The following is an 11,588-nucleotide window of genomic DNA, read 5'->3' as shown; positions in this document are numbered from 1 at the left end:
GACATTCAAACAATCAGCGCACCGCCTCGCGGTGGGTGCCGGGCAAGCGGGTGGCGATCAGCTTGTCGATGCGGCGGCCGTCGAGGTCGACCACCTCGAAGCGCCATCCCTGCGCGTCGACGCATTCGCCGGTCGCCGGCAGATGGTGCATATGCGACAGGACATAGCCGGCGACGGTTTCGTAGTCGCGGTTTTCGGGCAGGTCGAAGCCCAGAATCTCGGCCATCTCGTCGGCCTGCATATAGCCGGCGAGCAGCCATGAGCCGTCCTCGCGCTTGACGGCGTTTTCCTCGTCGCCGGCATCGAGGTCCGCGCGGAACACGCCGGTGATGGCTTCGAGAATATCGGCCGGCGTGACGATGCCTTCGAAATGGCCGTATTCGTCATGCACCAGCGCCATCGGCACGTCGGATTCCTTGAGTTTGTGCAGCACGTCGAGCGCGTCGGCCTGGTCGTAGACGATGGGCGCGGCGCGCACGTGCTTGCGCGGGTCCAGCGTGCGGCCGGCAAGGATCGCGGCCAGCACGTCGCGCGTCTGGACGACGCCGACCATGACATCGACGCCGCCGTCGCCCGCCGGCAGGCGCGAATGCTGGGTGTCCATCAGGAGCTTGCGGATCGTCGTGTCGTCGGACTGCAGGTTGATCCAGTCGACCTCGGTGCGCGGCGTCATCACCGCGCGTACGGCGCGGTCGCCAAGCCGCATGACGCCGGCGATCATGCGCCGCTCGTCGGATTCGATGGTGCCGTGATGCTCGGCCTCGGCGACCAGCATCTTGATCTCCTCGTCTGTGACCTTCTCCTCGCTTTCGCCGCGCTGGCCAAGCAGCCACAATATGGCGCGGCCGGAAATGTCGAGCAGGAACACCAGGGGTGCCGAGATGGTGGCGAGGATGGTCATGGCCGGCGCCGCACGGGCGGCGACGCGCTCGGGGTCGCGCAGCGCGATCTGCTTGGGCACGAGTTCGCCGACGATCAGCGAGAAATAGGTGATGATGGCAACGACGATGCCGACGCCGAGCGGATCGGCGACGCTTTCGCGCATGCCCGTCGTGGCCAGGAACACGGACAGCCGGTCACCCAGCGTGGCGCCGGAGAAGGCGCCGGAAAGCACGCCGACCAGCGTGATGCCGATCTGCACCGAGGACAGGAACTTGCCGGGATTAGAGCCAAGATCCAGCGCCCGGCCGGCGCCGTTGACGCCACGGTCGATCATCGCCTTGAGCCGCGCCGGGCGCGATGAAACGATGGCGAGTTCGGACATTGCCAGAAGGCCGTTCACGCAGATGAGGACGACCACGATAGCGATTTCGACGTATAGCATGAGGGCTCAATAGCATTGCGGCGGGCCGCTCGAAAATAGTGAAAGCGCGTTGCGCGTAAATGGATTACACGCGTCGCGTTTTCAGTCTTTGTGTTGATGCATGTCGTTGTCCCAAAACCGGAACCACTTTTGTGCGACATGCATTGCGTTGATGCATGTCGTCATACCAAAACCGTGACCACTTTTGGGCGACATATATTAGGCATCTTAGACTACGGCGTGTGTCTTCAGGCCTCGTCCCAAGGCGGCGCCGAAAAGTGTTCGACGAGCGCGTCGACGACAACACGCACTTTTGGCGTGAGCGCGCGCGTCACCGGCCAGACGGCGTGCACGGCGATGTTTTCCACCTCACAGTCCGACAGGACCATTTCGAGGTCGCCATGCCTGAGGCTGTCGGCTGCCAGCCAGGTCGGCAGGAAGGCAATGCCGCAGCCGGCAAGGGCGGCGTCGAGCATCGGTTCGCCATGGCCGAGGACAAGCCTCGCCTTGGGGGCGAAGGTCGTCTGGCGGCCGTCGCCATGTCTGATCACTCGGGGGCTGACGACGCCCTCGCGGCCGTAGCCGATGACGCTGTGATGGGCGAGATCCTCGACCGATCGCGGCCTGCCGTGCTCCTCGAGATAGGCGGGAGCGGCGCAGATGGCCGAGCGTTGCGCGTAGATGCGTCTGGCCGCGAGCGACAGGCTGTCGTCCAGTTCTCCCATGCGGATGGCGAGATCGATGCCTTCCTCGATCAGGTCGACGCGGCGGTCGTTGAAAGAGATTTCGACCGTGAGTTCGGGGAATTTCCTGGAAATCTCGAACAGGACGGGTGCGACGCAGCGCCGACCAAAGGCGAGCGGAACGTCAACACGCAGCCGGCCGGAAGGGACGTGCCGGCGCGCGGCGAGCAGCGACTGCGCCGCCTCGATCTCGGCCAGCGCCCTGACGCAGGCCTCATAGTAGCTCACGCCTTCGCTGGTCGGCCTGAGGCTGCGGGTGGTGCGGTTGAGCAGGCGAACGCCGAGCCGCTGCTCCAACTGGGCGACCGACTTGCCGATCGCCGACTTCGTCACATGCAGCCGCTCGCCGGCGCCGGTGAAGCTGCCGGCCTCCACGGCCTGGACGAATGCGACGATGCCTTGCAGGTCAATCGGTTCCACGGAGATTCCAATTGGCGAATTTTTGTCCTCAATCAGTCGTGGAATATGCCGCATGGGAGCTCTATTTTCCATAGTCGAAAAGCATAAATCTCTCGCGGACCATCAATCACGGAGCGCGAGCAATATGAGCACCCAAATCAACCGATCCTGGCAAATGAGCGGTTTCGGCCTGTCCAGGCTGAGCCAGGTGACGGGCAAGATGCCGCAACCCGGGCCGCACGAGCTTCTGGTGCGCACGAAGGCCGTGTCGCTGAACTACAAGGACAGACTGATCGTGGACGGCACGCTGATCCCCGAGCTCACCTTTCCCTTCGTGCCGACATCGGATGCCGTGGGTGAGATCGTCGCTGTCGGCAGCGCGGTCAGCCGCTTCCAGGTCGGGCAACGCGTGCTCGGCCAGGTCATCGCCGACTGGCCGGATGGCGACGCGCCGCCCGTGCCGCACAAGCACACGCTGGGGTCCTCGCTGCCGGGCATGCTTTCAGACCATGTGGTCTTTGGCGAGGACGCCGCCGCGCTGGCGCCGCCGTCGCTCAGCGATATCGAGGCGGCAACGCTGCCGATCGCGGCCTTGAGCGCCTGGTTTGCGATGGCCGAGGCGACAAGGCCGGTGGCGGGCCAGACCGTCCTCATCCAGGGCACTGGCGGCGTGTCGCTGTTTGCGCTGCAATTCGCCAGGGCGTTCGGCCTGCGTGCCATCGTCACCTCGAGCAGCGACGACAAGCTTGAACGGGCAAAAAATCTCGGCGCCTGGCAGGTGATCAACTATCGCACCCGGCCGGCATGGGACGAGGCCGCACGTGAACTGACCAATGGGTTGGGGGTGAACCATATTCTGGAAATGGTCGGCGGCGACAATGCGCGGCGATCGCTGAACGCGCTGGCCGCGGGCGGCCGGCTGTCGGTCATCGGCCTCTTGGGCGCGATGGAGCTCAATTTCCCGATCGTGCCATTCATGCGCAACCGCATTGTCGTGCAGGGTCTGTCGATCGGCCATCGCCGGGCCTTCGAGCGGATGAACCAGGCGATCGAGGCGCTCGGCATCAAGCCGGTCATCGACAAGGTCTTTGGCTTCGACGAGGTGCCGCAGGCCCTCCAGCATCTCGAGAAGGGGCCGTTCGGCAAGATCGTGATCAGCACGACCTGACCTCGCCGTCCGGTCACTGCGGCTGCTTCAGCACGCCGATGATTGCCTTGCCGTCGGTGAAATAGGGATCGCCGCCGCCATTGCGGCCGGTCCTGGTGGCGCCGATGCCCGGCAATTCGCTGGTCGATGCCAGCAGGCCGGCCGCGTTGAGGTCGCCGATCAGGAAGTCGCGTTCGGCGTCGATGTCGGGACCGATGTGATGGGTGATGGCGCCGGTGTCGTGGCTGAGGCCGACGCCGCGATCGAAGCTGGCGGCACCCAGCCATAGCGGGCGGCCGTCGTCGCCGACCGTATCGGTCTTCCAGAAACGGACGTGATGGCGCCGGTCGGCGCTGTCGCCCACCGGCTTTTCGAAAGCGAGATCCTGGGCGCGGCCCTCGAACAGCAGGCGGCTCATCGGCGCATCGGGATAGGGGCGGGAAAACAACACACTTTCGCCGATGTCGATAGCGGTTCTCAAGGTGACGGCGTCAGCGGTGTCCCAACCGGCAACGGCGAAGGCATGGACCACCTCTTTCTCCGTGCCGACAAGGCCGACATTGATCGGGTCACCGGGAATGCCTTGCGGCGTGTGCGTCACCATTTCGAGGCGCTGGTCGCGAAAGCCGCGCTCGCGGAATGTCCAGAATTCCGGCGCGGCGAGATAGGCAAGCACGATCCAGGCGCCAAGCAAGGCCAATACCCAGGTCGCAATGCGTCGCCGAATACTTCGCTGGCTCATGTGCCGTCGCCCGCCCGTTCCGCGTCACTTTATGCGGAGTCGCGTGCCGCCGGCAGAGGGTCCGGGCGCGCCGATGCTAGCGACAGGCGCGATAGCCGTTCCTGCGGTTCTTGATATCGAAATGGAAATGGTTGCGGTGGTCGTAATTGTAGCCGGGGCCGAGCACGGTGGTGAAATACTGGCAACCATCGGCGCGCACATTGTTGAGGAAGCCGCGCGTGCGGAAGGCGAACAGGCCGGGCTTGCGCACATCGATGTCGTCGCCATTGTTGAGTTCGATGCTCATCACGTCGAGCGCATTGCCCTTGCCGTGCTCGGACAAAACACCTTCGCCGGCGATGTTGCGGCAGGAATAGCTCGAGCCCTGGTGGATGGTCTTGACGCCGGAGAAGTAGCGCCAGCGGGCGGAGGGAACGAGTTCGTTCTTCGTCCAGGCGGCGAAGGTGGCGGCCATGTCGCAGGTCAGTGTCGCGGCGGGTTTCATCTCGACACTGCCGATCGCCGTGACTTTTACGGGATAGTCGATACCGCACTGGCCTTCATGGATCGGCGCCAGGTCGGTATAGGCGACATCGAGGCGCTTCAGCTGCTGGCGGCAGTCGATTTCGCTGGCTGGTATCTGCTCGACCGGCGACATCGGCTCATCCATGCGCGGATAGGCGGCCTGCGTCATGTAGGGATTGGAGGGAACAAGCCGCTGCATGCCCGTATATTGCGGCACGGCCGAGGTTTGCGAGCCGACATCGACCGCCGGCTGCAACGATAGCACGCTGCCGGTGTTGCAGGCCGAAACCGCCGCGAGGGTGAGGCCGGCGGCCAGCAGCATCACGGGTTTCGATCGGCGCGCGGTGGCGGAAAACACGGCGCGAAATTTGCCGGCCATTGGCGGAATCCTGTCCCCGAACCTGATCCCGATCAGGTTCTACCTTTTGCCTGGCCATGATCTTTTCCGAAAACTGGTTTCCACTTTTCGGGATCATGGCCGGATATCCGGCATTTTAACGATCAAGGGTAAAGGAAAACTCAGCGCCCGCGTTCACGCCTGCGGCGGAATTGCGGCGATCCTCAAGGGACAATAGCTACTGGCAGAACGTGCCGCCATGCCGGCGTGGCTCGAGATCGAGGTGGAAGTGCAAGGCGTGGTCGGCGTCGGCACCCGGTCCGAGCACGGTCTTGAACGGACCGCAGGCGGCCTTGCGCACGGCGTTGAGGAATTTGGCGTCCCCTTCGGGCGGCGTTGGACCGACCTCGACCTTCCTGCCATCGGACAAGGTGAAACTGGCTATGTCGAGCGCGTTGCCGAAAGCGTGCTCCGACAGTTTCCTGGTGCCGTGGCGCGGGCGGCAGACGAAGGCCGATGCCTGGCTGATCGATTTGAGGTCGGCGCCGAATTCGGCTTTCGCCTCCGGCTGGACGACGTCGGCGGCAAACCGCGCCGCCGCCTCGGCCATTGGACAGTTGAGCTCGGTGCCGGGGGCGATGGCGATCGACTTGCCAAGGCTCTTCAGCACGAGGGGGTAGGGGATGGAGCAGCCGATTTCGGGATTGCTTTCCGCACCGTGCTCCTCGAATTCGACGCCGAGCGACTTCAGCCTGTCACGGCAGGCGACTTCCCCGGCGGGCATTTTTTCGCCTGGCCGGTCTGCCGAGCGCGGATCGGGAAGCATTTTCTCGTCGCCACCTTCCGCCGGTTTTTCAGGCGGCTGTGGCGCAACCGCTGGTGGCTGAACCTCTGGTTCCGCAGTGTCGGGCCTTCGTGTCGGGATCGGCACCTCGGCTGGCGACTCAGGCTCGCTTTCCGTTTCGGTTGACGGCTCTCGGGTTGAAGATTCGCGGGCCGATGGCTCGGGATGGGCTTGCTTTGCCTGACGAGCCTTTTCCTCATTGAGCTGGTTGGAGGCGTCCGAGGCCTTTGGACCGACGCTCTTTTGCTCTTCCACCGGTGCGGCGTCGGCCTTTGGCGCGTCCGTGGGACGCGGCTCGGGCACCGGAATATCGGCGGGCGAGGTTTGCTGCTCCTGCGTCTCCTGTGGCGTCTGCCTTGGTGCGATCTGCTGCTTGCCGCGTGATCTGCCGCGGTGCTTGCCTTTCTGCCTCAATGGCTGGTCCAGACGCTGCGTCAACGACTGATCCATCCGAGGGGACAGCGGCTGGTGATGCCTGTGACGATGTCTGGCGTCGGCCGGCGTCGCCAGCAGAACCGCGGCCGCCAAAGGCAGCGCCAAGGTGCAAAGTCGGGAAAAGCTCAGCGTTGCCATCGCTCCGAAACGGCGCCGGCATGCCGAAGTTGCCTGGACGGACGCTTTCCTCCGATCACAATCGGTTACCGCGGCGTTACGCGCCGATCGCTTCGAGGCCTTCCTCCAGCCAGTCGGCGAGCAGCGGCATGCCAAGCAGGTACTTGGCCGTGCGCTTGTTGGCGCGCTCGCGCGCCGCCGTCACGGCATCCACCCATTCCGCGGCGTCGTAGTCGCCGCGGCCGACCCAGGCGAGCGCGATCAGTTCGGCGGCTTCATCGACATTGAGGTCGTCGATCAGCTCGCGCAGTTCTTCCTCGGTCAGGTTTTCCGAACTTTCCTCGGCAAGGCCGTCATGGTGATGATTGTCGTGCGTGTCGCCGTCGAACTCGATCTCGTGTTCGGCGCCGTCGGCGTAGTCCTCGTTGACGGCGGCACTCAGCGCCTTGGCCTTGAGGATGAATAGGCGCACGGTGTCGGGGCCGATAGTAAGGTCCCAGTCCTTTTCAAGCCGCTGCTGCACGGGCCGCCTCCGTCAGTCGTTTGCCGGATGATAGCGGATTTCGGGCATCCGTCACCTGATGTTCTCCCAGACTATTTTTTTCGGGATGAAACAGTCGGCACGCGGCGTTAGTGTTGCATTCTCAACCCTCCAGGAGGCTTCAATGCATAAAAGAGTGCTGATCCAGGCGGCGAGCGCGCTTCTCGCTCTGCAGTTCATGGCTGTTCCGGTATTCGCCGCCGGCAGTAGCGGTGGTGGCAGCGACCAGACTGTCACCCAGTGCAAGAAGGGAGAGGTCTGGGACAAGAAGAAGAAAAAGTGCGTCGCACCCCAGGAAGGCATGCTGGACGACGACAGCATCTATGATGCCGGCCATGCGCTGGCGATGGCCGGGCGCTATGACGAGGCGATCTCGGTGCTGACCCTTGCCGCCAACAAGCAGGATCCGCGCATCCTAAATTATCTCGGCTATTCGCACCGTCATTCCGGGCGTGTCACCGTCGGCCTCGGCTATTACGAGGAAGCGTTGCGCATCGACCCGAACTACACGCTGGTGCGCGAATATCTCGGCGAGGCGCATCTGCAGATCGGCGATCTCGCCGGCGCGCAGCAGCAGCTGATGGAAATCGAGAAGCGCACGGGCAAGGGCTCGCGCGAATACGGCATGCTGTCCGAGCAGATCGATCATTTCATGCGGAGCTGATCAGGCTCCCAGGGCTTATCGAAGCGGCCGCGAGCGATCGCGGCCGTTTTTTGTTGCCTCCCGCCTCATTAGCCGCCTCCTCCCCTGGTGAAAGCGGGGATGATTTTTGCAAAACCGATTTTTGGGCGTGAAAAACCCGCGAAGATTGCTATATTGGGGGAAATTGCGGTGAAACGGTTCCGTTAGCCCGAGGCTGCCGGACCGTTTTCTTTTTGTACCCAACGACAAGGCTTCCCCCGGAACGCGGGGGTGGCGGCAGGAAAGGTCAGGCATCATGAACAAGGTCCCGATGACAGGCGAGGGGTTCGCGTCATTGAAGGAAGAACTGCGTTGGCGCCAGCAGGAAGAGCGGCCGCGCATCATCGAGGCGATCTCCGAGGCGCGCTCGCATGGCGACCTGTCCGAAAATGCCGAATACCACGCTGCCAAGGAGGCGCAGAGCCTCAATGAGGGCCGTGTCAACGAGCTCGAGGACCTGATCGCGCGCGCCGAGGTGATCGACGTCACCAAGCTCAGCGGCGACAAGGTCAAGTTCGGCGCCACCGTCGTGCTGGTCGATGAGGACACCGAGGAAAAGAAGACCTACCAGATCGTCGGCGACCAGGAAGCCGACGTGAAATCCGGCCGCATCTCGATCTCCTCGCCGATCGCGCGCGCATTGATCGGCAAGGAAGTCGGCGACGCCATCGAGGTCAATGCGCCCGGCGGTGCCAGGGGTTACGAGATCGTCCAGGTGCAGTTCATCTAGGACCTTTTAATAATTCTACTCTGGCGCGGTTTCTGCGCTTCCGGTGTTCACGTACTTTAAAGTACGCTCCGCTCGTCGCGGGGCGACCCGAAAACCACGCTATTCGACTCGCCAGAGCGAATTCTGAAAAGGTCCTAAGCCGGCGCCTGCAATTTAAGATTAAGCAGGCTGTCCGCCTCCGCCACGACCTCAGCCGGCGTCAGACGTCCACCAGGCACGGCCAGCAGCGTCGACGCATACGGCCCGCGCGGGCCGGTCAAACCCGGCTCCGTCGCCAAAAATACAGCAACCGTCGGCAGGCCGAAGGCGCTGGCGAGGTGGGTCAGGCCGGTGTCGGCGCCGATGACCAGCGTCGAGCGTCCGAGGATGGCGGCGATGTCGGCCAGCGGCGATTTTGGCACCACGACCGTGGACGGCACGGCCCTGGCGATGGCTTCGGCAACAGACTTCTCACGTTCGTTCGACCAGGTGGTGACCGGGGTCATGCCGCGCTCGACCAGCAGGCGGGCGGTTCCGATCCAGTCTTCAACAGGCCATTTCTTGTCCTCGCGGCTGGTGCCGTGCAACAGGAAGGCGGTCTTTCCGGTGATGCCGGCGAGAGCACCGGGTGGTGGCACGATGCCTGAAGCGAGCGTCGACAGATCGGGCTGGTAGCCAAGCGCCAGCCCGAACAGCCGCCGCGTCCGCTCGATGGCGTGCAGGTTGCGCGGCACGCCGTAGGTGACGTCGTAGAACAGGGTCGCAGAGGGTTCGCGTGCACTCGACCGGTCGAAGCCGGCGATCGGTGCGCGCGCCTGCCGCGCCACCAGGGCCGATTTCAGCAGACCCTGTGCGTCGATGACCAGATCGAAGCGGCATTCGCGCAAGGTTCGGCGCAGCGCGGCCGCCTCACGCCAGGTTCCGCCGTTGAACAGCGCCTTGCGCCAGCGCCGGATCGCCACCGTGTGAATCCCAGCGATCGCCGGGTGCAGGGCGACAATGCCGGCAAACGCCTCCTCGACGCACCAGTCGAAGGAAATGTCCGGCCGGTGCAGGCTGGCATCCTCGACGGCCGGAAAGGTGTGGATGACATCGCCCATGGACGATGTCTTGACGATCAGAACCTTCATGCCGTGGCCGGGAGTTCCAGCAGTCGCTCCGCCGCTGTAGCGACTTGGCCGACTTCCAATGTCTTCAGGCAGTTGAGATGGCCGAGCGGGCAGACCTTCTGGTGGCAGGGCGAGCAGGAGAGGTGCAGCCAGACCAGCTCGCGCCGTTCCGCCAGCGGCGGCGTGTTTTCGGGCGAGGTCGAGCCGTAGACGGCAACGATCGGCGTACCGACGCCCGCCGCGACATGCATCAGCCCGCTGTCGTTGGAGACCGCCAGCCTTGCCGCCGCTATCAGGTCGATGGCGTCCTCCAGCCGTGTCTGGCCGGCTAGGTCGACGACGCCGGGGGCAAGGGCCGTGATCTCAGCGGTGACATCGCGGTCGTTCTTCGAACCGAACAGGGCGACCTTCAATCCCTTATCCATGAACTTGCGGGCAAGGCCGGCATAGCTTTCGCTCGGCCAGCGCTTGGCCGGACCGAATTCGGCGCCAGGCATCAGAGCCGCGAATTTCCGCGGCGCCAGCCCGAAACGGTCCAGCAGGGCGGCCTGGTTTCCGGCATCCACGGTCAGATGGGGCGCGCGAAAACTGCCGCCCTTGGCGAGACTGAAATAGGCCTGCGCTGTGCGCCGTTTCACGGCGTCCGGCAACGGCACGATGTCGGTCAAAAGGCCGTAGCGCATCTCGCGCAGATGGCCGAAACGGCGCGGAATGCGGGCAAAGAACGGGATCAGCGCCGATTTCCAGCTACCTGGCAGGACATAGGCCATGTCGTAGCGGCCGCGCAGCAGACGGCCGAAGCGGCGGCGAATGGTGAATTCGAGCGCGCCGGGCTTCAGCGGCAAGTCGATCTGCTGGCGGATCTCGGGCATACGCTTGACCAGCGGCGCCGCCCAGGCCGGTGCCAGCACGTCGATGGCGGCGTTGGGATAGAGTTCCTTCAGCGCCGAGAACAGGCACTGCGCCATCACCATGTCGCCCACCCAGCGTGGGCCGATCACGAGGATCGTTGGGCTTTCAGCCATTCGACATAGTCTCTGACACCGGTTTCCACTGTCCGGAACTGGCCATTATACCCGGCCGCGCGCAAACGGGACATATCAGCTTGCGTGAAGCTCTGGTAGCTGCCCTTGAGGTGGTCGGGGAAGGGGATGAACTCGATCTCGCCCTTGCCCAGCGTGTCGATGACGGTTTCGGCGATGGCGCGGAACGGCTGGGCGCGGCCGGTGCCGCAGTTGAAGATGCCGCTCGATCCTCGCTTCCAGAGCCACAGATTGACGTCGGCGACGTCGCCGACATGGATGAAGTCGCGGCTCTGTTCGCCGGGGCCGAAACCGTCATAGGCGCCGAACAGTCTCGGATTCTCGCCACGCTCGACCTGGTTGAACAGATGGAAGGCGACCGAGGCCATGGCGCCCTTGTGGGCCTCTCGCGGGCCGTAGACGTTGAAATAGCGCAGGCCGGCGACCTGCGAGTGATCGGTGTCGAAGACGGTGCGCCTGACATAGTCGTCGAACAGTTTCTTCGAATAGGCATAGACATTGAGCGGCCGCTCCAGCGCCGGCTCCTCGCGAAACTCCGAACCGCCGCCATAGACAGAAGCCGAGGAGGCGTAGAGGAAGGGCACGCGCGGCGCCTGGCAGGCATGCAGCAGCCGCTTTGAATAAGCAAAATTCACCTCCATCATGAACTTGCCGTTCCACTCGGTGGTGGTTGAGCAGGCGCCCTGGTGGAAGACGGCCTCGATGCGGCCGAGCGCCCCGGCCTCGATGCGGGTTAGAAAATCGTCCTTGTCGAGATAGTCGGCAATGCTGAGATCGGCGAGATTGGCGATCTTGTGGCCGTCGGTGAGATCATCGACGACCAGGATGTCGTCATGGCCCTCGGCATTGAGCGCGGCGACGATGTTGGAGCCGATCATGCCGGCGCCGCCCGTGACGATGATCATGAAGGCCTCTGGTTGCTTGCGATTCCGG

The 11,588-nt window shown here is 63.9% G+C and carries 12 protein-coding genes; 3 read left to right on the top strand and 9 right to left on the bottom strand.

Annotation, left to right across the window (positions count from 1 at the left end; all coding sequences use genetic code 11):
* Nucleotides 1–13: 13 nt before the first annotated feature.
* Complete coding sequence (locus MAFF_RS11235) at nt 14–1,324, bottom strand: hemolysin family protein (RefSeq protein WP_010911026.1); 1,311 nt, start codon at nt 1,322–1,324, stop codon at nt 14–16.
* A 227-nt stretch (nt 1,325–1,551) separates the two neighbouring features.
* Nucleotides 1,552–2,466 carry a LysR family transcriptional regulator gene (locus MAFF_RS11230; protein WP_010911025.1) on the bottom strand — a complete coding sequence of 305 codons (915 nt, stop codon included), beginning with the start codon at nt 2,464–2,466 and terminating at the stop codon, nt 1,552–1,554.
* Nucleotides 2,467–2,590: 124 nt separating this feature from the next.
* On the opposite strand from MAFF_RS11230, the gene MAFF_RS11225 reads away from it, so the two are divergent.
* Complete coding sequence (locus tag MAFF_RS11225; RefSeq protein WP_010911024.1) at nt 2,591–3,613, top strand: zinc-dependent alcohol dehydrogenase family protein; 1,023 nt, start codon at nt 2,591–2,593, stop codon at nt 3,611–3,613.
* Nucleotides 3,614–3,626: 13 nt separating this feature from the next.
* On the opposite strand, the gene MAFF_RS11220 is transcribed toward MAFF_RS11225, so the two are convergent.
* The 4 genes from MAFF_RS11220 to MAFF_RS11205 all read right to left on the bottom strand — a co-directional run bounded on the left by MAFF_RS11220 (nt 3,627) and on the right by MAFF_RS11205 (nt 7,094).
* Nucleotides 3,627–4,334 (bottom strand): LssY C-terminal domain-containing protein, encoded by a 708-nt coding sequence (locus MAFF_RS11220; protein WP_010911023.1) that lies wholly within the window; start codon nt 4,332–4,334, stop codon nt 3,627–3,629.
* A gap of 76 nt (nt 4,335–4,410) precedes the next feature.
* Nucleotides 4,411–5,217 (bottom strand): extensin-like domain-containing protein, encoded by an 807-nt coding sequence (locus MAFF_RS11215; RefSeq protein WP_044548256.1) that lies wholly within the window; start codon nt 5,215–5,217, stop codon nt 4,411–4,413.
* Between the two features lie 196 nt (nt 5,218–5,413).
* Nucleotides 5,414–6,469 (bottom strand): extensin-like domain-containing protein, encoded by a 1,056-nt coding sequence (locus tag MAFF_RS11210; protein ID WP_010911021.1) that lies wholly within the window; start codon nt 6,467–6,469, stop codon nt 5,414–5,416.
* A gap of 199 nt (nt 6,470–6,668) precedes the next feature.
* Entirely contained in the window at nt 6,669–7,094 is a 426-nt protein-coding gene (locus tag MAFF_RS11205) for a DUF3775 domain-containing protein (RefSeq protein WP_044548255.1), read from the bottom strand.
* 142 nt (nt 7,095–7,236) lie between these two features.
* Between MAFF_RS11205 and MAFF_RS11200 the strand changes: the two genes are divergently transcribed.
* Nucleotides 7,237–7,776: a tetratricopeptide repeat protein gene (locus tag MAFF_RS11200; RefSeq protein ID WP_044548254.1), complete on the top strand. Its 540-nt coding sequence runs from the start codon at nt 7,237–7,239 to the stop codon at nt 7,774–7,776.
* A 274-nt stretch (nt 7,777–8,050) separates the two neighbouring features.
* Complete coding sequence (gene greA, locus MAFF_RS11195) at nt 8,051–8,524, top strand: transcription elongation factor GreA (RefSeq protein ID WP_008877613.1); 474 nt, start codon at nt 8,051–8,053, stop codon at nt 8,522–8,524.
* A gap of 134 nt (nt 8,525–8,658) precedes the next feature.
* On the opposite strand, the gene waaC is transcribed toward greA, so the two are convergent.
* From waaC to rfaD, 3 genes are read right to left on the bottom strand one after another with little or no spacing between them, the layout of a single operon-like run.
* Nucleotides 8,659–9,633: a lipopolysaccharide heptosyltransferase I gene (waaC, locus tag MAFF_RS11190; protein WP_010911018.1), complete on the bottom strand. Its 975-nt coding sequence runs from the start codon at nt 9,631–9,633 to the stop codon at nt 8,659–8,661.
* Nucleotides 9,630–10,637, bottom strand: a complete 1,008-nt coding sequence (gene waaF / locus MAFF_RS11185) for a lipopolysaccharide heptosyltransferase II (protein ID WP_010911017.1) — start codon at nt 10,635–10,637, stop codon at nt 9,630–9,632. The genes waaC and waaF overlap by 4 nt, the downstream gene beginning before the upstream one ends.
* Entirely contained in the window at nt 10,610–11,560 is a 951-nt protein-coding gene (gene rfaD / locus MAFF_RS11180; protein WP_010911016.1) for an ADP-glyceromanno-heptose 6-epimerase, read from the bottom strand. Before rfaD ends, waaF begins: the two co-directional genes overlap by 28 nt.
* Nucleotides 11,561–11,588: the final 28 nt, after the last annotated feature.

This window comes from Mesorhizobium japonicum MAFF 303099 (genome assembly GCF_000009625.1).
Classification (GTDB): domain Bacteria; phylum Pseudomonadota; class Alphaproteobacteria; order Rhizobiales; family Rhizobiaceae; genus Mesorhizobium; species Mesorhizobium japonicum.
The sequence above is the reverse complement of the archived record's forward strand: the minus strand, read 5'-3'. Positions and strand labels throughout refer to the sequence as shown.

Excerpts from the sequence above, each read along its gene's own strand:
- MAFF_RS11200 (WP_044548254.1), top strand. The coding sequence starts at position 7,237 with ATGCATAAAAGAGTGCTGATCCAGGCGGCGAGCGCGCTTCTCGCTCTG.
- greA (WP_008877613.1), top strand. The coding sequence starts at position 8,051 with ATGAACAAGGTCCCGATGACAGGCGAGGGGTTCGCGTCATTGAAGGAA.
- MAFF_RS11235 (WP_010911026.1), bottom strand. The coding sequence starts at position 1,324 with ATGCTATACGTCGAAATCGCTATCGTGGTCGTCCTCATCTGCGTGAAC.
- waaC (WP_010911018.1), bottom strand. The coding sequence starts at position 9,633 with ATGAAGGTTCTGATCGTCAAGACATCGTCCATGGGCGATGTCATCCAC.
- waaF (WP_010911017.1), bottom strand. The coding sequence starts at position 10,637 with ATGGCTGAAAGCCCAACGATCCTCGTGATCGGCCCACGCTGGGTGGGC.
- rfaD (WP_010911016.1), bottom strand. The coding sequence starts at position 11,560 with ATGATCATCGTCACGGGCGGCGCCGGCATGATCGGCTCCAACATCGTC.
- MAFF_RS11210 (WP_010911021.1), bottom strand. The coding sequence starts at position 6,469 with ATGGATCAGTCGTTGACGCAGCGTCTGGACCAGCCATTGAGGCAGAAA.
- MAFF_RS11215 (WP_044548256.1), bottom strand. The coding sequence starts at position 5,217 with ATGGCCGGCAAATTTCGCGCCGTGTTTTCCGCCACCGCGCGCCGATCG.
- MAFF_RS11225 (WP_010911024.1), top strand. The coding sequence starts at position 2,591 with ATGAGCACCCAAATCAACCGATCCTGGCAAATGAGCGGTTTCGGCCTG.
- MAFF_RS11220 (WP_010911023.1), bottom strand. The coding sequence starts at position 4,334 with ATGAGCCAGCGAAGTATTCGGCGACGCATTGCGACCTGGGTATTGGCC.